This window comes from Prosthecobacter sp. (genome assembly GCF_044232965.1).
Taxonomy (GTDB): Bacteria; Verrucomicrobiota; Verrucomicrobiia; order Verrucomicrobiales; family Verrucomicrobiaceae; genus Prosthecobacter.
The window spans coordinates 72,454-92,055 of sequence record NZ_JBIIKX010000019.1 but is presented as its reverse complement, the minus strand read 5'-3'; the positions used below and the strand labels follow the sequence as shown (position 1 = coordinate 92,055).

The window sequence follows — 19,602 nt, the reverse complement described above, 5'->3', positions numbered from 1 at the left end:
TGCTCCATGTAGGTGAGGGTGAACTGCCAGATCTTCTCCAGGTCATCCTTCGTGAGCGGCAGGCCGCGCACCTCCTTCTCTGCGATCTCACGGCAGAATTTCATGTCGGTGTGGAAGCGGTTCAGCAGCGCCCATTCATCCTCTTCCATGCCAGGCAGCAGCGCGTGCTTCAGCATGCCCTGGCGCGTGAAGTCCGCCAGCCGCTCCATCTCACGCCAGAACCTCACATCCGGCTGCACCAGACCGCGCGGCATCGGCGGCAGCGGTTTGTCGCCATCTCCACCCTCACCCATCTCGGCGTAGCTTTGCTTCGCGTAGAGCACGGTGTCGTGCTTGATCTCCGTCCAGTGGCCGAGCATCGACTCGATGTCCTTTTTCGCGTATTCCGGTCCACGCATGAAGGCCGGGTAGTTCTCGTTCCGCCGGCCTGCCAGCGTGGCGATGGCATGAAGCTGCTGCCCCGCCATGCTGCCAAACCACAACTCATCCGGCACCTGCGCCAGTTTGCCGCGCAGCTCGGCCAGCGTCTTTTCAAACACCGCCACCTGCTCGTCTGCAGGCTCAAAGCGCTCCTTGATGAAATCCTTCGCATAGACTTCCGAGGCCACGTCGCCAAACGCCGCCGGAATGAACAGGCCGGTGGGCATGGTGAGCTTGTCGGTGATGAACTTGTTCAGCACCCAGGCATCGAAACTGAAGCGCTGGCCGAAAATGCGGAACTCAGGCCGAAGATCGCCCTCACGCCGCTCGCGGCTGCGTTCATCGGACACAATCTGCGGCAGCCGCAGCCCGGCGAGCGCGCCTTTGAGCTGCGCAAGCAATTCGGCATTCACCGCGTCGGCGGGTGTGAGCGATTCACGGCCCAGCTTGGCCGCCAGCCACTCGCGCAGCTCGATGAAGGTCAAATCATCGCTCTGCCCGGCAAAAAAGCCGGTGATCTCCATCAGTTGCTTCCAGCCATCGAGCGCGCGCTTGCCTTCCTCATCCGGTCGAGACAACACCATCGCCGCGAGCAGCGAATCTGTCAGCCCCAGCGTCGGCGGGCCGCTCTCCGGGTTCAGCGCGTAGCCATTGCGGCCCAGAAACATCATCGCGCGGAAGTAGCCCTTCAGCTCCTCGCTCTTGGTGTAGTGCGAGCGCGGGCGGAACTGCGTGTAGTCGGGTGTCTTGGTTGGATCATACTCGCCGAACAAGCCCGCCGCGCCCGTCGGCTCCGTGCTCATGATCTGCGCCACCTCGGCCTTCAGCCGCGCGGCCACTTCGGCGCTGAAGTCCTTCGTTTTGTCGCTCAGCCGCTCCGTGACCGTGCGCGGGTCCGTGCGTGGATTCGCGCGCTCCATGGCCGCTTTGATCTCGGGGTCCGTTTCCTCCTCGATTTTCTCTCCCGGCGTCTCACGGCCCAGCACACACCATGCGGCGGCAAACTGCGCCTCCACCACTTCCAACCGCGCCTGCGCCTCTTTCGGCGCATCCTTCTTCAAAGCACGCGCCGAGGTTATCGCCCGCTCCAGCACATCCTCCAGCCGCGCGCGGAGCTGCCGCTGCTCCAAAAACTCCAGGGCTTGTGAGAAGAAGCGGTGGAAGGCGTGCATCGCCAAGTCTGCGGTGATGTATTTGGCCTGCCCCGGCGTGCGCGACCACGGATCACTCGGATCTTCGGCGATGCGGTCAAACGCCGCCAGCATCTCATCCGGCGTGGAGCGGTAATCCGGCATCACATTGCCATCCTCGTCCTTTTCCTTCGAGGGCGGCTCAAACACCGTCTCCAACCGCGTGCCCGTCACACTCAGCAGCACGAAGCGATGCTGCTCCAGATGCTTCCTTTGCTCCGCCGTGAGCAGGATGCCGAGCTGGTTCAGCAGCGACTTCGTGTTTGCCGCCTTGTCGAGCGTCGGGGCCTTCGCCTCCATCGGTTTCTCAGGCTCAGAAGGCCCGGTGATGGCCGCAGGCGTCGGAGAAAAAGGCGCGAGCGAGATTTTCGGCAAACTCACCGGTTCGGCAGCAAAAGACACGGCACCTAGCACACAGAACAAAACAGACACGGTTTTCATGGTGCGTGAGCCTACGTCCTCGGGCCGCACCAGCAAGCACAAGCACCGCACATCCACGCTCAAGATTCTATCCTTGCCAAGTCCCTGCCTTTTTTGTAGCAAGGCCGGGTAACGCCAGCCCAAGCCTCCCCGCATGAGTGATCCCGCCACACCGACTCCACGCACCACCGGCGGCAATGTCCGCTGGGAGCCGCCTTCAGCCGCCGATCTTCAGGCGCAGATGCCGGGCTACACGATTGAAAAACTTCTCGGCCGTGGCGGCATGGGCGCGGTTTACAGAGGGGTTCAAAGCAGTCTCGACCGGCCCGTCGCCATCAAAGTTTTGCCTCCAGGTGTCGAGCAGGAAGACCCCAGCTTTGCCGAGCGCTTCAAGAACGAGGCACGGCTGATGGCTCGCTTAAATAATCCGGCGGTAGTTAGTGTACACGACTTTGGCCTCACCACCGGCGGCCTGCTCTACTTCGCCATGGAGTATGTCGATGGCACTGATGTCTCCCAGATGATCCGCTCGCAGGGGAAGCTCCCGCCCGATCACGCGCTGGCCATCACCGCGCATGTGTGCGATGCGCTCAGCGCCGCGCACGAGCTGGGCATCGTCCACCGCGACATCAAACCGGCCAACGTGCTCATCAACATGAAGGGCCAGGTGAAAGTGGCCGACTTCGGATTGGCGAAGATCGAGGAACCCGGCACGCATGGTCTCACGAAGACCGGTTACGCCATGGGCACGCCCGACTTCGTCGCTCCCGAGGTGCTCATGCTTGGCTCGCACATTGATGGTCGCGCGGACCTGTATGCCGTCGGCGTCATGCTCTATCAGATGCTCACCGGCGAGGTGCCGCGTGGCGCGTTCAAGCCCGCCACCGCCCGCCTGCCCGGTCTCGATCCGCGTTTTGATCCCATCATCCTCAAGGCCATGCAGAGCGACCGCGAGGAGCGCTATCAAAGCAGCACCGAACTGCGGCGTGATCTGGATGTCATCCTCACGGTGCCCTTGGTGCGGCAGGATGAGCCGCCCGCCGCCGCGCAGGCGGCGGCGCAGACACCGCCTGCCCGGCTTGGGCCGCGCCATGAAGGCGGCATGCCCGTCCGCAAGCAGCCGCCGTCGTCCCAGCCCGGTCCCACCTATCTTGATGATGGGCCGGCGGGGCAGGCTTCACCTGTCCGCGCTGTCGTGAAAAAGCCGAAATCGCAGGCTCCGCTTCTCCTCCTTGGCGCTGCCGCGGTGGTGGCTGCGGGAGCCTATGTCGTCTTCAGCAGCGGCGGGCCGGGCGAGGTCCGGCATCCCGAGACTGCGAGTCCATCCGTGTCGGCACCCACACCGGCCAAGCAGAGTGTGAACAACATGGGCCAGAGCAAGGCGGCGGGAAGCACCGCTTCCCAGTCCCAGACAAAGCCCGCCATCACCACGCCAGCGGCTCTGAAACCTGCCATCGCCGCGCAGGCGGCTGCGCCGGTGCCGAAGGCAGTGGAGACGGTAGCAGCCCCCGCAGCGCCACCTCCCGCCTCTCCGGCTCCGAGCGCTCCCGTCTCCCAGTCTCCCAGTCTCCCAGTCTCCCGGTCTCTTCTTCTGCACCTGCTGCCACCACCGTGGCTGTCGCCGCTCCCGCCAGCGAACTCGACCAACGCCTCGCCTCGCTCGATGCCAGCTTCCAGGCCGCTGTGGAGCGGGATGCCAATGCCGCGTTCAAGGCCAGCATGGCCGCGCTGGACAAGAGCTACCTTGGTGCGCTTGAGCGCTTCCTCGCCACCGCTTCCAAAGGCGGGAAGCTGGAGGAAGCCCTGGCTCTGCGGGAGGAGAAGCAGCGCATCGAGAAAGGCGAGGGCGTGCCCTCCGAGGTGGACGAGAGCACGCAGGCCCCCGGCAAGGTACCGGACACGCTCAAGACCCTGCGCAAGACCTACCGCAGCACCACCGCCCAGCACGAGGCCACGAAGGCCAAGGCCATGCAGCCGCTCTACGACAAGTACGACCAAGCCCTTGCCGCCGTGCAGACCGAGCTGACCAAAGCAAACCAGCTCGACGATGCCATGCGCGTGAAGACCGTGCGCGAGCAGATCGCGGCGACGCGGGGCACTGGAGAAGGGAGCGCGGGCGCTTCCACCATCGCAAGCACACCGGGTGGTTCCGCCACAACTTCGGCACCTCCCACAGGCAGCACACTGCTGTTCACCAACAGCAAAGACTTTACCAACAGCCTGGGCATGAAACTCGTCAAGGTGTCAGGCACGGACATCCTCATGTGCATCCATGAGACGCGTCGGAGCGATTACGCGGCGTATGCGACGGAGATGCCGAGCGTGAACGAGTCTTGGAAGAATCAAGTGTATGAGGGCATTCCTTGTGGCGATAAAGACGATCACCCTGTGGTCGGCGTGAGTTGGGTTGATGCACAGGCGTTCTGTGCATGGCTCAGCAAAAAGGAAGGCAAAACCTACCGCCTCCCCACGGACCAGGAGTGGAGCATCGCAGTGGGTCTTGGTCGGCATGAGAAATGGGATAAGAACACCACGCCAATCATGTTCAGCGGTAAGGTGGCCGAGTTTCCGTGGGGTGGCACCTATCCGCCAAGAACAAACGACAAGGCAGGCAACTACGCCGACACCTCGTTGAAAGACAAGCCCCCCACGTTGATCATCATCGAAGGCTATACCGACGGCTTCGCCACCACAGCACCGGTGATGAGCTTCAAACCGAACAAGCAGGGTATCTATGACCTGGGAGGCAACGTGTCCGAGTGGTGTGAGGACTGGGTTGATGATGTGAAAAATCAGCGCACAAGGAGGGGTGGCAATTTCGCCAGCCAGGGTGGCTTGGGCTGTCATTCGGACTTCCGCTCCGCAGCTAGACCAGACATCAATGATTACAAAACTGGCTTCCGCATCGTCCTCGAAAACCGCGCTCCCGCCAGCCCGAGCGGTGCCGCCACCAAGCCCGCCACTCCGACGCCCACGCCAACAGCCGCCCCGGCCCCTGCACCGGCCACGGCCGCCAAGAGCGACTTCACCAACAGCCTCGGCATGCAGTTCGTCAAAGTCCCCGGCACCAAGGTGCTCTTCTGCATCCACGAGACGCGCTACAAGGACTACGCCGCGTATGATGCTGAAACCCCGGGTTTGGACCGGCTTTGGAAGGATCAGACCATCAGGGGTGTCACACTCAAAGACCGGACCGAGGATCATCCTGCGAATAGCGTGAGCTGGGAAGATGCGAAAGGTTTCTGTGCCTGGCTTAGCCAGAAAGAAGGCAAGCGCTACCGCCTGCCGAAAGATGAGGAATGGAGTTACGCGGCAGGTATCGGCCGGGATGAGAAGCGGAAGAAGGGGGACACACCTGGTACGCTCGCGTCGGTGCCAAATGAATATCCTTGGGGCGCGAACTGGCCGCCGCCGAAGGGTAGTGGGAACTATGGTGACGAAAGCTACAATTCAGCGGTCGGCGCGCCGAAAGTCCTCACAGGCTATGACGATGGCTATCCGACCACGGCCCCGGTGATGAGTTTCAAGCCCAACCGTTACGGCCTTTACGACATGGCAGGCAACGTGATGGAATGGTGCGAAGACTGGTTTGACAACACGCAGAAAAGCCATGTGTTCAGGAGCAGTTCGTGGATGAACGGAGGCAACAATTGGGAACTGCTGTCCTCCTATCGCGATCGCGGAGGGGCCAACGTTCATGAAAGCAAATATGGCTTCCGCATCGTCCTGGAAACCAACGAGTAGCCGCCGGTGGCTGCGCTCCACAGCCACCGCCACGCACCGCCCCCGGCCCGGTCACGTCGCTGGCAGCCGTCGGTCGTGCGGATGACGCCTCCGGCAAGGCCGATCTCCAGGGCTTTCAGGCCGATCCAAGGTCATTCTTGGCGGCGAAAACGGCTTATTTTGCGCGGTTGACTGATTCAGTTAGTTGCGTGCGAGCTACGGCTGAATGTGCGCGATCCACCGGCGGAACCATGCGCACCACCGGAAGAAAATCGCGTTCTACCGGCAGAACCACGCGCGCCACCGGAAGAAACTCGCGCACTTCCGGCGGAACCACGCGCGCCACCGGAAGAAAATCGCGCACTTCCGGAGGAACCACGCGTGCCACCGGAAGAAACTCGCATACTTCCGGTGGACCTGGGTGCATCTGTCTCGCCGCTCTCGGCTCGACATTCTCCCTTTCGCATGCTAAACACCCCGCCCCATGTCCGCCCCTACCAACCGCATCGACGCCCGTTTTGCCCAGCTTCGCGCCGCGAAGAAAAAGGCCTTTGTGGCCTATGTCTGCGCCGGTGATCCCACGCTCGATGCCACCATCGACATCGTTTTGGGCTTGGAACGCGCCGGAGTCGATGTCGTAGAGTTGGGCGTGCCGTTTTCCGATCCGCTGGCCGATGGCGTGGTCAATCAATTGGCCGCTGACCGTGCGCTGAAGGCCGGAGCGAGCACGCCCGGCGTTTTGGAAATGATCCGCAAGCTACGCACCAAGTCCCAGGTGCCGCTGGTGCTCTTCACTTACCTCAACCCCGTCTATACCTACGGCTACGAGCGATTCCACATCGACGCGGCCGCCGCCGGAGCCGATGGCGTGCTCGTTCTGGACCTGCCACCGGATGAGGCGGCCCAAAACGCCGAATTGAAGCCCACGCCGGAGCTGCGGCACATCCAGCTCATTGCCCCGACCTCGCCCGCCGACCGCATCGCCAGCATCGCCAAGAGCGCGGAAGGTTTTGTGTATTATGTGAGCCGCCTCGGCGTCACCGGAGCCCAGGCGGAGATCGCCACCGGAATCGCGGAGCAGGTCGCGGTGATCAAATCTGCCACCGACGTGCCCGTTTGCGTCGGTTTCGGCGTCTCCAATCCCTCCCAGGCCGCCGAGATCGCCAGCAAGGCCGATGGCGTCGTGGTGGGCAGCGCCATCGTCAAACTCATCGAGCAAAATGGGGCCAGCCCTGATTGCGCCGTGAAGGTGGAAGCCTTCGTCAAACCGCTCGTCGATGCCGTCCACGCCCTGACTTGACCTCTTGACCATTTCTTGACCCCATGACTCTGAACTTCACCAAAATGAACGGTGCCGGCAATGACTTCGTCATGCTGGACAATCGCGACCTCAGCCTCGCGCTGACCAAGGACCAAATCGAAAAGCTCTGCGACCGCCATCGCGGCATCGGCGCGGATGGATTGCTCTGCGTGGAACCCGCCACCGAAGGCGGCGACTTCAAAATGCGCTACTACAACGCCGACGGTGGGGAAGCCGAGATGTGCGGCAATGGGGCACGTTGCTTCGGCCGATTTGTGAATCATCTGCACGGCGACAAGCTCACGAAGATCAATTTCGAGACGCTCGCGGGCATGATCTCCGCCGAATTCGAGGGCGATCAGGTGCGCATCAACATGAGCGCCCCACACAGCCTCAAGCTGGCGCAAACGCTGCCCGTCGCAGGCGCGGAATTGACCGTCCACAGCGTTAACACCGGCGTGCCGCATGCCGTGGTGTTTGTCGATGACCTCGCCAGCGTGCCGGTGCGCGAATGGGGCGCGGGCTTGCGCTATCACGAGGCATTCAAACCCAAAGGCACGAACGCGAACTTCGCCAAAGTGCTCGCTCCAGGCAGCATCTCCATCCGCACCTATGAACGCGGTGTGGAAGACGAGACCCTCGCCTGCGGCACCGGCATGGTCGGTTGCGCCTTGATTCATCACGAACTGACCGGCGCTCCCAGCCCCGTCAGCGTCCTCGTCAAAGGCGGCGACACGCTGAAAGTCGGCTTTGAGGAGACCTCGAAGAGCGAGTACACGAACGTGACGCTGTTTGGACCGGCGGACTTTGTCTTTACTGGAAGCGTTAGCATTTAACCGCCACTGACATGCCGGAGATCAGTCGCTTTCTGGGTGTGATCATCCGTATGCACTATCGTGACCATGCACCGCCGCATTTTCACGCGCATTACGGCGAGTACGAAATCACCGTGGAGGTCGAAAGTGGCATCGTCACGGGCAAGTTTCCCAAGCGCGCCCTGGCCGCCGTGCTGGAATGGCATGGGATGCATCGTGACGCGTTGATTCAGAACTGGCAAAAAGCGGTGAACCGTGAAACCTTGGAGCCAATTCCGCCACTCGAATAGCATGGACTTCATCCGCATCACCACCGCCCGTCATGTTTCCGGGCATCAGATTGCCCTCGGCTTTGCCGATGGCAGCGAAGGCGTGGCCGACCTCTCCGCCGAATTGTCCGGGCCGGTCTTCGCGCCGCTGCGGGACATTGATTACTTCAAGCAGTTCCAAATCGTGGGCTCGACCCTCGAATGGCCCAATGGAGCGGATTTCGCGCCCGAATTCCTCCATGAACTCGCCTGCGGCCGTGAAGCTGTGCTTGCGTGACCCTCTTTTCTCTTTTCAGACTCCCCTCCCATGTTCGCCGGAACCCACACCGCCATCGTCACCCCTTTTCGCAACGGCCAAATTGATGAGGCCGCGCTCAAATCCCTCGTTGATTTCCAGTTCGACAACGGCGTGTCCGGCGTCGTGCCCTGTGGAACGACTGGTGAGTCGCCCACGCTTGACCACGAAGAGCACTCACGAGTGGTCAAACTCACGGTCGAGTTTGCCAAAGGCCGCGGGGTCGTCATGGCAGGCACGGGATCGAACTCCACGCGGGAAGCCGTCGAACTGACCCAGGAGGCCGAGGCCGCCGGAGCCACGGCGATTCTGCAAGTGGCCCCGTATTACAACAAGCCCACACCTGAAGGTCTCTATCAGCACTTCAAGGCCGTCGCCGAGAGCACGAAGCTCCCTATCATGCTCTACAGCATCCCGGGCCGCTGCGGCATCGAGATCGGTCTCGATGTGCTCGTGCGTCTGGCCGAGAGCAGCCCGAACATCTGCGCGATCAAGGAAGCCGGCGGCAATCCCGAGCGAGTGAGCCAGATGAAGCAGATTCTTCCCGCGAACTTCGAGATCCTCTCCGGTGATGACGGCCTCACGCTGCCCTTCATGTCCGTGGGCGCGGTCGGCATCGTCAGCGTGGCAGGCAACCTGATCCCGAAACCACTCAGCGAGATGGTGCAGCTCGCCCTGAAGGGCGATTACACCGCCGCGTTGAAGATCCACGCGAAGTATTACCCGCTGTTTGCCGCCTTCCTGAAGCTGGCCACCAATCCCATCCCGATCAAAACCGCAATGGCACTGGCCGGTCACTGCACCGACGAGCTGCGCCTGCCGCTGGTGGGCATGGAGCAGGAAAAAATCGCCGAACTGAGCGCCACGCTGAAGAAGCTGGGGATCATCGGTTAGCCGCTGGACAGCCAGCCAGCCATGCGCATCAATGAAGGCATGCGTCTTCTTCGCGTCATCTGCCTACTGCCGCTGCTGGGATTCAGCAGTTGCACCTATCTGCTTGGGAAGGCGGCCAAGATGGGGATGTTTGACAAAACGCTCAAGAAGAACAACCGCACGGGCGAGGCGAAGCTGATCGGCACGATCGAACTGGTGAACCCCGAGCAAAATTATGTGCTCATCAACTGCGAGCAGCGGCTGAACATCCCGGCGGGCACGGAGATCGTCTCGCAAAACGCCGACGGCACCAAGGCGAAGCTGAAAGTCACACCGGAGCGCAAGGGCAACTACATCACAGCGGACATTAAGGAAGGCCTGCCCCAGGTGCGGGATCTGGTGCTGTATCAGATCAAGCCAGGGGATCTGCCTGCACCAACGGTCACGCCGGGCGGGACGGTCGAAGGTCCTGCCGTGCAACTGACGCCGGTCATGCAGGCGGATGTGATCCCCCCCCTGGATGTGCCCTTTCAGCCGATGGCCCCGCTCAGCCCACCTCCGCTGCCGTTACAGCCAGTGCAGCCGCAAGCACCGGCACCCGTCACGCCCAAAGCGAAGGAACCAGCCTTTGACCCCGGCGGCCTGCCTCCAGCCATCCGATGATCTCCGAAAGCGAAGCGCTCGAACGCATCCTGGCGGCGATGTCGCCGATGAAAGCCACGGCTGAGGTCTTGTTTGAGGCGCTGGATCGCTTTGCCGCAGAAGATGTGACCGCCACGGTGCCGATTCCGGCTTTCGACATGTCTTCCATGGATGGCTACGCGCTGCAGGCGGCTGAAAGCACGGGGCAGCAGGCATTGCTCGTCTCTGATGAGCAGCCTGCGGGCCTGGACCTGGGATTGAAGCTCGAATCCGGCCGCGCCATCCGCATTTTCACCGGCGCACCGATTCCCACAGGAGCCGATGCGGTGATCATGCAGGAGGATGTGCGGCGCGAGGGCAATCATGTCATCTGTCAGGAGCCGGTCGTGGTCGGAGAAAACATCCGCCGTGCGGGCGCGGACCTCTGCAAAGGACAGTTCGTGCTGCGCGCAGGTGAGGCCATCACGCCAGGCAGACTGGCTGTGCTTGCCTCGCAAGGTCTGGAAAAAATCAGGGTGCATGCGCTGCCACGCGTGGCCGTGCTAAGCACTGGGGATGAGCTGGTGGCCCCAGGAGCAGGGCCGTTGCAAGCAGGACAAATTTACAACACGAACGGCCTCATGCTGCGAGGCCTGCTGGCGCGTCTCGGCATTCGTGAGAGCACGAATGTGCATTGCCGTGATGATTTGGAGGCCACCACCGAAACGCTTCAGCGATTGATGGATGAGAACGATGTCGTGCTGCTCAGCGGTGGTGTTTCCGTGGGTGATCATGACCAGATCAAGCCCGCGCTGAAACAACTCGGCATCGAGCCGGATCTCTGGCGCGTGAAGGTGAAGCCAGGCAAGCCGTTCCTTTTTGCCACACGCCATGGTCCGCAGGCCTCGCACCTCTTCGGCCTGCCGGGCAATCCGGTGTCGTCCTTTGTGACCTTTCTGCTGTTTGTGCGGCCGGCGCTGCTGAAGATGATGGGCGCGGCGGACTCGCTGATCCGGCCGCGTTTGATTCCCACGACCGCTGGAAAGACACTCGAAAATCCGGGTGATCGACCACACTACCTGCGTGGCACGCTGGTGAACGGGCAGTTCATGCCCTTCGGCATGCAGCAAAGCCATGCGCTACTCTCTCTGAGCCGGTCTGAGGCGCTGCTGCGTCTGGAGGCCGGTCAAACGCTGCAAGCAGGTGATGCAGCGAAGGCGTGGTTGCTGGATTGAATGGTTGCGCAGGCTTCGCGGCCATCCATTCTGCGCGTCCTTTCTCATGGAACACGTTCTCGTCATCACCCGCCGTCTCTTCGATGAACTCGGCAGCTTTCAAGGCTTCCAGGCCGACGCCCAGCGCTATCTGCACGCCATGCTGGCCCATGGCGCGAATCATTTCATGGAACGTCCTGCAGCTGAGAAAGACCCCACGCACAAACAGCTCATCCCCTACACCCTCTTTCATCACGCGGGTCGTTACCTGAGCTACACGCGAGGTGGCAGCTCGGGTGAGAAGCGCCTCGTGGCAAAGCGCTCCATCGGCATCGGCGGTCACATCAATCCGGTGGATGCCGCTCAGGACGAACTCGGCGAGACCATGTATTACAACGGCGTCGAGCGCGAGATGGCCGAGGAGCTGGTCATCGGCGGCACTCACACGCAAAAGGTCATCGGCCTCATCAATGACGACGCGACCGAGGTCGGCAGCGTGCATCTCGGGGTCGTGCATTTCTTTGACCTGAGCAGCGATGATGTGAAATCCAACGAGGATGCCATCCAAGACCTGCGCTTTCACACCTTGGAGGAGTTGCATGCGATGCGCGACCAGCTTGAGACGTGGTCACAAATCTGTGTGGACCATCTCTGGCAGATGCAACAGGGATGAATTCATCAACTTAGGAAGAAATGCTTGTCTCTTAGTGCAACGAGTGTTTTCCTTCCAGGTAATGCAAGACCCCTCTCTCAGCGCCCCGGCGGCCGCCATCGCTTCGCTGAACGAACCCACGCACGCGCCCAACAGCAGCGCTGCGGAAGACCGCATCCTCGTGGAAAGGGCGCAAGGTGGTGACACCCACGCCTTCGACGACCTCGTGAGGAAATACACGCCTAAGCTCTACGGTCTTGTCTATAACATGACCTCGAACCGCGAGGACACCGCCGATCTACTGCAGGACGTGTTTGCCAAGGCGTACCGCTCCATCAAACGTTTCATGGGCAAGTCCTCGTTCTACACCTGGATTTACTCCATCGCGGTGAACATGACGCTGAACTTTCTCAAGAAGCGCGGGCGCTATCACAAGGTCAGTCTTGACGATGTAGATACCGGAATTGAGAACGATCCCGAGTTCATCCGAGTGACCACGGCAAACACCGGTACATTACGAGAGGTGAACATCCATGAGCTGCAAAAAAGGTTGAACGCGGCCATGATGAAGCTGTCCGAAGACCACCGCACGGTGGTGACTCTTTACGATGTTCAGGGTCTCCAGCATGCCGAAATCAGCAAGATACTCGGGGTCTCGGAAGGGACCGTCAGATCGAGACTGTTTTACGCACATCGACTGCTCCAGACCTACCTTGAAGATTTTGTGAAATAACCCAGCGAAATTCACGAAATGAAGAATCAGAACCCACAAGACGCCATGAGCGAGTTTGAAAACATCCAGCGTTTGATGCGATTGAAGCGGTTTGAACAGCCTGAAGAAGGATTCACCGAGAAGTTCCTCAAGGAGTTTCACCAGCGGCAGCGGGAGGAGATGCTGCGGCAGTCATCCCTTCAGCTTTTTTGGGAACGCGCCAGCACCTGGTGGGACAACCTGATGGTGCCCAAGTGGGCGCTTGCCACCGCAACCGCGGCAGTCTGCCTCATGAGCGTGTGGCTTTTCAGCGGCGAAAAGTCCGCCCTGGAGATCACCACCCTCGATTCCCCTGTGCCGGAGATCGTTGAGAAGCCCTTCATCCCAAAAATGGACCTCAGCGAACTGCCCATGGCCAACATTGCCGACCGCAATAACAAGGCTCTGGAGGAATCCCTGCTGCGCAAGCATCTGGAAATCCGGCCTTCACTGGAAGGCAAGGTGCAGCCCCTGCCCGCCAGCGCGGAAGGCTTGCAGATGCCTGCCGCCAGCAAGAAATCAGCACCGGCCCAGCATGATGAGACCAAAGGCAGCCTGGGCAAATAAGGGGCTGCACCTTTGATACATCATATTCAAGGCAGAACATTGACGAACGCCCAAGTCGCGGCATCGAAAAAAATCCGCAGTACCTTTGTCAAAGCCTGTTGTCCATGCTATCGCTCCGGTTCGCCCGCCACTGACCGGTGTGCGTCTCAGATCCACGCATGACCAGTCTCGTTTCCGACCTCCCCTCGCTGCTCCAGCACTACGATGAACGCACCCGCCAGGAGGCCGAGCGTCTGGTAGATGACGACGCGGTGATCGGGCTGGAGCTGCTGCCAGACGAAATGATGGCCGAGGTGCGCCTTGACGACCGTGCCGCGCAGGTGAGGTGGCTACGAGGTGAGCACGGCTGGCATGGCGAGACCGACGTGGACGACGACGAGGCTTTGGAAAATCTCGCGCTCTGCGCCACGCTGGTGGCCGTGCGACGCCGCGAGGCCCGAGGCACCCTGCCGCTTCCGCCGGTGGAGGAAGAAGACTTCGAGCAGAACCTCACGACGAAGCTCGCACGCCCGCTCACCCCGGACGAGGAGAATTACCTGAGCAAGATGGAGAAGCGCTACGAGCGCGTCCGGCTCACAGGCAAGATTTTCGACCAGGACATGGTGCGCCTGCACCCGAAGTGGGCCATTCATAGCATGGAACCCGTCGCGCTCTGGCCGGAAGCGCCAAAAAACCTGCGCGAGTTCTGGAACTACATCGCGCTGGCTCTCGCGGACAAGGGCCTGTCCCCGCCCGCGTTCCTGCGCGGCATGGCGGACATTGACGGCACTCGCGAGGCGCTGCGGGACTGGCGCCATGCCAGCACCGTGCCGACCTGGCGGAAGCGCATCCGTGAGTTCATCGACGCACGACAGGAAGCTGACACCTCGAATCATGACTCAACACGCCAGTGCGAGTTCCGCCTGCTGATCACAGTCAATGATGTTCGGCTGCAAATCAGCCTGGGCGGCGAAACGCCATCAGCATTCGCGAATGTGGACGCCGCGCTGCTCGATTCGCTGCGCAAGGAGCACCGTGACGGTCACATCGTGACTTCCGGCCCGTCCGAGTTGCTTCTGGTGTCCTGCAAGGCGCAAAGCGAGGAGGATTGGAACGACTCCTTCCGCCTGGAGACGAAACATCACGCGCGATGGCTCGCCACGCTGTTCCAACAACCCGCTTTACACACCCTGCTCATCACGCGTGACGAGGTGCCATTCCAGCGCGTCCAAGAACCGCTGCGCTGGGCCTCCAAACTGAGCGCCGACGGCCTCACACTCACCTTGCAGCTCGAAACAGCGGAAGGCACCCCCGCCCCGCTGCCGCTGCGCATTTTGCGCGGCTCGCAGACGTTCTACCTGAGCGCCGACACGCTGTTTCACGGCCCGGTCTGGCTGCAGGATGAATCACGCATCGACACCCCGGTGGTCATGCCGCTGGAGGCGCTCGCCACGCCCGAGGGCATCGCCTTCATGCGCGAGATCGACATCGACGTGCCAGATTCGATCCAGGGCCGAGTGCGGCATGAAAACCTCCGCGTCAAAGTCACCGCCGCCTGCATGGCCAAGGCACCGCACTCCGGCGGGGCTGAATTTGTCACACTGAAGGCCGAGGCCGTCGATGGCGAAGGCCGCCTGCGCGAGACGCTGCGCATCTCCGGCTGGCAGCCAGTGGATGAAAAAAAAACGGCTGACACCGAGGACACCATCATCTGCCGCGACCGCCGTGCCCTGCGCGACGCCGAAGAGCTCCTAAACCAGCTCCGCCGCACCTGGGATCACGAGACCGACGGCTGGCGCGTGCGCATGGCGAAGGATTTCCCCGACTTGTTTCACCAGTGGGCCTCAAACCTGCCTGAAAACGTGTCTTTGCAGACCGATGAGCGGCTTCAGACCATCCTCGCCGATCCTCTCATCGCCCGCGTCCGCCTTGAGGCCACCCAGGCTGGCAATATCGACTGGCTGGACCTCAAACTCGTCTTCGACATCGAAGGCGCGGATTTGAAGCCCGCCGACATCCGCCGCCTCATCGCGGCCAAGGGGGAATTTGTTCGCCTCGCCGACGGTTCCTGGCGGCGGGTGAAGCTGGAGCTCAGCGAGGAGCAGATGCAGTTGCTCGACAGCCTCGGCATCGACCTCAACGAAAACAGCGACGAGACACATCGCCTGCACTGGCGCCAGCTCGCGCAGGAAAAAGCGGCGGAAATCGTCAGCCCCAAGGCATGGGGTAAAATCGTCGAGCGCATGGAGGAGGCCAAGCTCGATGTGCGCCCGCCGGTGCCGGAGGAGCTGAACGTGACGCTGCGCCCCTATCAGGTCGAAGGCTATCAGTTCCTCACCTACCTCACCACGAACCGCTTCGGCGGTATTTTGGCCGATGACATGGGCCTGGGCAAGACGCTGCAAAGCATCGCCTGGGTGCTGTGGCTGCGTTCCCGCAAAAAAGCCGACGGCCCGCACCTGCCCGTCCTCGTCGTGTGCCCAAAGTCCGTGCTCGATGTCTGGGCACTGGAGTTCAACAAAGCCGCGTCAGGATTGCGCGTGCTCGTGCTGCATGACCGCGACTTGTTCGACTTCACGCTCGTGCAGACGCAGATCGACGTGCTGGTGCTCAACTACACGCAAATGCGCAACGTCATCGAGGAACTGTCCGCCATCCGCTGGCTGGCCGCGATCCTCGATGAAGGCCAGCAGATCAAGAACCCGGACTCGCAAACCGCCCGTGCCGCACGCCAGCTCCGTGCTGACAACCGCCTCGTTTTGACCGGCACACCGCTCGAAAACCGTCTGCTCGACCTGTGGAGCCTCATGACCTTCGCCACGCCAGGTGCGCTCGGCGAACGCGGCTACTTCCACCGTCATTTCGACCGCCGCAAAGACCCTCGCGCCTCCGAGCGCCTCGCCGCGCGTCTGCGCCCGTTCCTGCTGCGCCGCACCAAGGGCCAGGTGGCCCGCGATCTGCCATCCCGCAGCGAGGAAAACATGCTCTGCGAGATGAGCGGCCGTCAGGCCGAGCTGTACAAAGAAGAACTCGCCCGCGCCCAGCATCTCGTGCTCAGCAGTTCCGGCTTCGACATGGTGAACCGCCGCCGCTTCGCCATTTTGCAGGCGTTGACACGTCTGCGGCAGATTTGCTGCCACCCAGGCCTCATCGACAAAACCGCCGAAAATGAGGAGAGCGCCAAGCTCACCGCCACGCTCGAACTTCTCCAGGAACTCAACGCCGAAGGTCACAAGGTGCTGCTCTTCAGCCAGTTCGTCACGATGCTCAAAATCATCCGCACCAAGCTGGAGGAGATGAACCTGCCCTACCACTGGCTCACCGGCGCCAGTACGGATCGCGCAGGCATCGTCAAAGCCTTCCAAGAAGACGACAAGGCCAGTGTCTTCCTGCTTTCCCTCAAAGCCGGCGGCAGCGGCCTCAATCTCACCGCCGCTTCCTACGTCATCCTTTACGATCCCTGGTGGAACCCCGCTGTGGAGAACCAGGCCATCGACCGCGCCCACCGCATCGGCCAGACCCAGCCCGTCATGGCCTACCGCATGCTCACCAAGAGCACCATCGAGGAAAAGATCATGACCTTGCAGCACAAGAAGAACCTCATGGTCAACAACGTCCTCGGCGAGGGCGGCTTCACCAACCTCCTCCAGCGCGAGGACTTCGAGTTCCTCTTCGACATCGAGGCCGAGCGGGCCGCATAGAACAGCAAGATCGCCTGTTGCCGCGAATCACGAGTCGTGCATACTCCGCGCATTCCAACCACGCCCCTGTAGCTCAATGGTTAGAGCAGGGAACTCATAATTCCTTGGTTATCGGTTCGAGTCCGGTCGGGGGTACTTTCTTGGAATCAATGGCGCACCCGGCAGGGATCGAACCTGCGACCGGCCGATTAGAAATCGGCTGCTCTATCCACTGAGCTACGGGTGCCTCACGAAACGTGCGCGATCATAAATCCGTCTGCGGCATGAGCAAGGGCTCACTCACTCGGGATGCAGGCCGAACATTTGCAGCATGACGCGAAACATGTCGCCCAGTTTGTTCTGGTAGGGGCGCACGGGACGCAGAACCGTCCAGTCGCGGAGCTGGCCGATGGCGGCGAGGCGTTTGGAAGGATGCACGAGCACGGCGAAGCCGGCGTATTCGAGCAGCGGAAGGTCAGCGGCGCTGTCGGAATAGCTCCAGCAGGTGGAGCGCTCCCGCTCGGTCAGTTCGGCCACACCGGGCACGGCTTCCTCCATCGCGACGATCTTGGCCTCGTGCTTGTTGTTGCCTGTGACGAGCTTAGGCATGCCTGGAAACGTGTCACCGATCTCGAACCGCGTGGCGATGCAGTAGTCAAAGCCGAGGGCGTGGGCGATGTCGTGCGCGTAGAAGTCCGGGCTTGCGGTGTTCAGCACCAGAATGCGGTGCTGGTGCTTGTGGCGGAGGATTTCAGCCCGCAGGTCGGCGTAGGCCCATTTTGGCACGCAGACCTCGGCAAACTCATGCGCATACTTGGCCAACCGCTCGCGCGGCATGCCGCGCAGGTAGCTCAAAAAAGCGCGCTTGGCCGTGGCGGTGCTGGCCAGGCCGCAGGCACGCGCCAGGGCCACCGGAACGAACAGACCGTGCAGAAAAACACGCCACGGCTCACGCTTGAGTACGAAATTGCAGAACAGTGCCTGCGTGTCGAAAGGCAGCAGGGTGTGGTCGAGATCGAAGAAGGCGAAGGAGCGTGCGGGCATGGCGCTGGCGAAACTGGGCGAAGCCTAAGCGCCGGGTTTCCATCTGGCAAAAGATTCCCAGCCTTGACGGATGGGACGCCGGACGGCACTATGCCCGCCCTTTCCCCCAAAAACTCATGGCCCAAGAAACCACCCTCATCCTGCTCAAGCCCGACTGCGTCGCACGCGGCATCAATGGCGAAGTCCTCAAGCGTCTCGAAGACGAGGGTTTCCGCATCCGCGGCTGCAAGATGATCCAGCTCACCGATGAACTGCTCAAGGAGCACTACTCGCACATCGCCGACAAGCCGTTCTTCCCTGATGTGGCCGGTTTCATGAAGAGCAAGCCCGTGATCGCCGTCGCCATCGCAGGTGAAAACATCATTTCTCATGTCCGCGACCTCCTCGGCCCGACCGACTCCAAAGTGGCGCCCAAAGGCACCATCCGGGGCGATTTCGGCACGGACAAGATGACCAACGTGGTCCACGCCTCCGATTCCCCCGAGGCGGCTGCCGTCGAGCTGAAGCGCTTCTTCAAGGACGGCGAGATTTTCAGCTATTGAGACCCATGACATCGCCGCTACAGTGGCGGCGCAGTCATTCCCACGCCGATGTGGTGAAATGGTAAACACAGCAGACTTAAAATCTGCTGGGAGGCAACTCCCTTGCCGGTTCGAGTCCGGCCATCGGCACCATGGCGCATAGTGGAAACCATTATGCCGAAATTGCGGTGATGCATGACGCTACGAACCGTAGGGGACGACAATATCGGAACAACAACGGTGAGGCATAGTGGCGGCGTGAAAGCAAACCACGAACGCGCCATGAACACCAACACCGCCTCCCACACCTCCGCCCGTCAACGCTTCATCCAGAACCTGGCTGAGAGCGAGTTGTTTCAACACTACCAGAAAGCCTTCCACACCCTGACCAGCCTGCCGCTGAATCTCGAGTCTGTCGGCGAGGATGTGCATATCGACAACATCACCACCCGCACCGGTGTCGCTGGTGTCGTCGAAACCCAGGTGCCTGTCCGTGTCGGCAAAAACACCATCGCCGTCATGCTCACCGGCGGTGTGCGCCTCCAGCCGGCCAGCGCCGAAAACTTTGCCCCGGTCGCCAAGGCCCTGCTTGATGACGACCGCTCCGCCGCTGAGATCCGCAGCGCCAAGGTGCAGTTTGAGCAGGTTCCGATCATGCAGCCTGAGCGCTACGACGCCGCGCTGGCCATTCTGCAATCCTTCGCCCTTCAGCTCGGCGACAGCGCCCACCGCCTGCTGTTTGCCACCGCGACTCACGAGCCCGAAGCCGTCCGCAATGCGAAGTCCTTCATTCACGCGCATCTGGCCGAGCCGATGTCCCTCGAAGCCGTCGCCAGCGCCGTGAATGTCAGCCCGTTCCACTTCTGCAAGCTCTTCAAGCGCGCCACCGGCCTCACCTTCACGGACTTCGTGAACCGCGCCCGTGTGGAAAAGGCCAAGCGCATGCTCATGAAGCCCGCCGCCCGCATCACCGAAGTGGCCTACGACGTCGGCTTCCAGAGCCTGTCCCACTTCAACCGCAGCTTCCGCCGCATCGCGGATGAATCCCCCACGGAATTCCGCAGCCGCATGAAAAACGGCTCCCCTGCCCTGCTGGCCGCATAAGCCGCCGCACATAAAAGCTTGTCGCCATGCGCATCGCACCGCGATGTTTCGACGACACGGCCCCGGAGAGACGAACCTGAGCGCGTTGGGTGACCCTCTCCGGGGTTTTTTGTGCCCGGATGGGACGCTTATGCGGACTTGACCCGCCTGCTGGCTCTGCGCAC

17 protein-coding genes and 3 tRNA genes are annotated in these 19,602 nt (G+C 61.5%); 17 read left to right on the top strand and 3 right to left on the bottom strand.

What is annotated here, in order from left to right; all coding sequences use genetic code 11:
- Positions 1-2,051, bottom strand: a 2,051-nt coding sequence (locus ACILSI_RS10650) for a DUF3160 domain-containing protein (protein WP_395721856.1), incomplete at its 3' end; no start/stop codon positions are given.
- 133 nt (positions 2,052-2,184) lie between these two features.
- On the opposite strand from ACILSI_RS10650, the gene ACILSI_RS10645 reads away from it, so the two are divergent.
- The 14 genes from ACILSI_RS10645 to ACILSI_RS10580 all read left to right on the top strand — a co-directional run bounded on the left by ACILSI_RS10645 (position 2,185) and on the right by ACILSI_RS10580 (position 16,925).
- A complete protein-coding gene (locus ACILSI_RS10645) occupies positions 2,185-4,056 on the top strand; it encodes a serine/threonine-protein kinase (protein ID WP_395721855.1) in 1,872 nt (623 codons plus the stop codon).
- Positions 3,999-5,774 (top strand): formylglycine-generating enzyme family protein, encoded by a 1,776-nt coding sequence (locus ACILSI_RS10640; RefSeq protein ID WP_395721858.1) that lies wholly within the window; start codon positions 3,999-4,001, stop codon positions 5,772-5,774. The genes ACILSI_RS10645 and ACILSI_RS10640 overlap by 58 nt, the downstream gene beginning before the upstream one ends.
- A gap of 463 nt (positions 5,775-6,237) precedes the next feature.
- Positions 6,238-7,053 (top strand): tryptophan synthase subunit alpha, encoded by an 816-nt coding sequence (gene trpA / locus ACILSI_RS10635; RefSeq protein WP_395721854.1) that lies wholly within the window; start codon positions 6,238-6,240, stop codon positions 7,051-7,053.
- A gap of 23 nt (positions 7,054-7,076) precedes the next feature.
- Positions 7,077-7,889 (top strand): diaminopimelate epimerase, encoded by an 813-nt coding sequence (gene dapF / locus ACILSI_RS10630; protein ID WP_395721853.1) that lies wholly within the window; start codon positions 7,077-7,079, stop codon positions 7,887-7,889.
- 11 nt (positions 7,890-7,900) lie between these two features.
- Positions 7,901-8,158: a DUF4160 domain-containing protein gene (locus tag ACILSI_RS10625; RefSeq protein ID WP_395721852.1), complete on the top strand. Its 258-nt coding sequence runs from the start codon at positions 7,901-7,903 to the stop codon at positions 8,156-8,158.
- A 1-nt stretch (position 8,159) separates the two neighbouring features.
- On the top strand, positions 8,160-8,414 hold the full coding sequence (locus ACILSI_RS10620; protein WP_395721851.1) for a DUF2442 domain-containing protein: 255 nt from the start codon (positions 8,160-8,162) through the stop codon (positions 8,412-8,414).
- A 30-nt stretch (positions 8,415-8,444) separates the two neighbouring features.
- Complete coding sequence (gene dapA / locus ACILSI_RS10615; RefSeq protein ID WP_395721850.1) at positions 8,445-9,326, top strand: 4-hydroxy-tetrahydrodipicolinate synthase; 882 nt, start codon at positions 8,445-8,447, stop codon at positions 9,324-9,326.
- Between the two features lie 39 nt (positions 9,327-9,365).
- Complete coding sequence (locus ACILSI_RS10610; RefSeq protein ID WP_395721849.1) at positions 9,366-9,968, top strand: hypothetical protein; 603 nt, start codon at positions 9,366-9,368, stop codon at positions 9,966-9,968.
- On the top strand, positions 9,965-11,161 hold the full coding sequence (gene glp, locus ACILSI_RS10605; protein WP_395721848.1) for a gephyrin-like molybdotransferase Glp: 1,197 nt from the start codon (positions 9,965-9,967) through the stop codon (positions 11,159-11,161). The genes ACILSI_RS10610 and glp overlap by 4 nt, the downstream gene beginning before the upstream one ends.
- A gap of 46 nt (positions 11,162-11,207) precedes the next feature.
- On the top strand, positions 11,208-11,813 hold the full coding sequence (locus ACILSI_RS10600) for a hypothetical protein (RefSeq protein ID WP_395721847.1): 606 nt from the start codon (positions 11,208-11,210) through the stop codon (positions 11,811-11,813).
- A 61-nt stretch (positions 11,814-11,874) separates the two neighbouring features.
- Positions 11,875-12,525 carry an RNA polymerase sigma factor gene (locus ACILSI_RS10595; RefSeq protein ID WP_395721846.1) on the top strand — a complete coding sequence of 217 codons (651 nt, stop codon included), beginning with the start codon at positions 11,875-11,877 and terminating at the stop codon, positions 12,523-12,525.
- 18 nt (positions 12,526-12,543) lie between these two features.
- A complete protein-coding gene (locus ACILSI_RS10590) occupies positions 12,544-13,110 on the top strand; it encodes a hypothetical protein (RefSeq protein WP_395721845.1) in 567 nt (188 codons plus the stop codon).
- Positions 13,111-13,268: 158 nt separating this feature from the next.
- A complete protein-coding gene (locus tag ACILSI_RS10585; protein ID WP_395721844.1) occupies positions 13,269-16,790 on the top strand; it encodes a DEAD/DEAH box helicase in 3,522 nt (1,173 codons plus the stop codon).
- 62 nt (positions 16,791-16,852) lie between these two features.
- A tRNA-Ile gene (locus ACILSI_RS10580) sits at positions 16,853-16,925 on the top strand.
- Positions 16,926-16,940: 15 nt separating this feature from the next.
- Here ACILSI_RS10580 and ACILSI_RS10575 read toward each other — a convergent pair.
- Both ACILSI_RS10575 and ACILSI_RS10570 read right to left on the bottom strand, forming a co-directional pair.
- A tRNA-Arg gene (locus tag ACILSI_RS10575) sits at positions 16,941-17,016 on the bottom strand.
- Between the two features lie 53 nt (positions 17,017-17,069).
- The gene (locus tag ACILSI_RS10570; protein WP_395721843.1) at positions 17,070-17,813 is read right to left on the bottom strand and encodes an HAD family hydrolase; all 744 of its coding nucleotides are present in this window, start codon (positions 17,811-17,813) and stop codon (positions 17,070-17,072) included.
- 116 nt (positions 17,814-17,929) lie between these two features.
- Between ACILSI_RS10570 and ndk the strand changes: the two genes are divergently transcribed.
- From ndk to ACILSI_RS10555, 3 genes are all read left to right on the top strand, one after another.
- The gene (gene ndk, locus ACILSI_RS10565) at positions 17,930-18,355 is read left to right on the top strand and encodes a nucleoside-diphosphate kinase (RefSeq protein WP_395721842.1); all 426 of its coding nucleotides are present in this window, start codon (positions 17,930-17,932) and stop codon (positions 18,353-18,355) included.
- A 44-nt stretch (positions 18,356-18,399) separates the two neighbouring features.
- Positions 18,400-18,487: transfer RNA gene (locus tag ACILSI_RS10560), tRNA-Leu, on the top strand.
- Between the two features lie 129 nt (positions 18,488-18,616).
- Complete coding sequence (locus ACILSI_RS10555) at positions 18,617-19,438, top strand: helix-turn-helix domain-containing protein (protein ID WP_395721841.1); 822 nt, start codon at positions 18,617-18,619, stop codon at positions 19,436-19,438.
- The last annotated feature ends 164 nt before the right edge of the window (positions 19,439-19,602 follow it).

Bases quoted from the DNA above. Each gene is read 5' to 3' on its own strand.
- ACILSI_RS10645 (WP_395721855.1), top strand. From the start codon at position 2,185: ATGAGTGATCCCGCCACACCGACTCCACGCACCACCGGCGGCAATGTC.
- ACILSI_RS10640 (WP_395721858.1), top strand. From the start codon at position 3,999: ATGCAGCCGCTCTACGACAAGTACGACCAAGCCCTTGCCGCCGTGCAG.
- trpA (WP_395721854.1), top strand. From the start codon at position 6,238: ATGTCCGCCCCTACCAACCGCATCGACGCCCGTTTTGCCCAGCTTCGC.
- dapF (WP_395721853.1), top strand. From the start codon at position 7,077: ATGACTCTGAACTTCACCAAAATGAACGGTGCCGGCAATGACTTCGTC.
- ACILSI_RS10625 (WP_395721852.1), top strand. From the start codon at position 7,901: ATGCCGGAGATCAGTCGCTTTCTGGGTGTGATCATCCGTATGCACTAT.
- ACILSI_RS10620 (WP_395721851.1), top strand. From the start codon at position 8,160: ATGGACTTCATCCGCATCACCACCGCCCGTCATGTTTCCGGGCATCAG.
- dapA (WP_395721850.1), top strand. From the start codon at position 8,445: ATGTTCGCCGGAACCCACACCGCCATCGTCACCCCTTTTCGCAACGGC.
- ACILSI_RS10610 (WP_395721849.1), top strand. From the start codon at position 9,366: ATGCGTCTTCTTCGCGTCATCTGCCTACTGCCGCTGCTGGGATTCAGC.
- glp (WP_395721848.1), top strand. From the start codon at position 9,965: ATGATCTCCGAAAGCGAAGCGCTCGAACGCATCCTGGCGGCGATGTCG.
- ACILSI_RS10600 (WP_395721847.1), top strand. From the start codon at position 11,208: ATGGAACACGTTCTCGTCATCACCCGCCGTCTCTTCGATGAACTCGGC.
- ACILSI_RS10595 (WP_395721846.1), top strand. From the start codon at position 11,875: ATGCAAGACCCCTCTCTCAGCGCCCCGGCGGCCGCCATCGCTTCGCTG.
- ACILSI_RS10590 (WP_395721845.1), top strand. From the start codon at position 12,544: ATGAAGAATCAGAACCCACAAGACGCCATGAGCGAGTTTGAAAACATC.
- ACILSI_RS10585 (WP_395721844.1), top strand. From the start codon at position 13,269: ATGACCAGTCTCGTTTCCGACCTCCCCTCGCTGCTCCAGCACTACGAT.
- ACILSI_RS10570 (WP_395721843.1), bottom strand. From the start codon at position 17,813: ATGCCCGCACGCTCCTTCGCCTTCTTCGATCTCGACCACACCCTGCTG.
- ndk (WP_395721842.1), top strand. From the start codon at position 17,930: ATGGCCCAAGAAACCACCCTCATCCTGCTCAAGCCCGACTGCGTCGCA.
- ACILSI_RS10555 (WP_395721841.1), top strand. From the start codon at position 18,617: ATGAACACCAACACCGCCTCCCACACCTCCGCCCGTCAACGCTTCATC.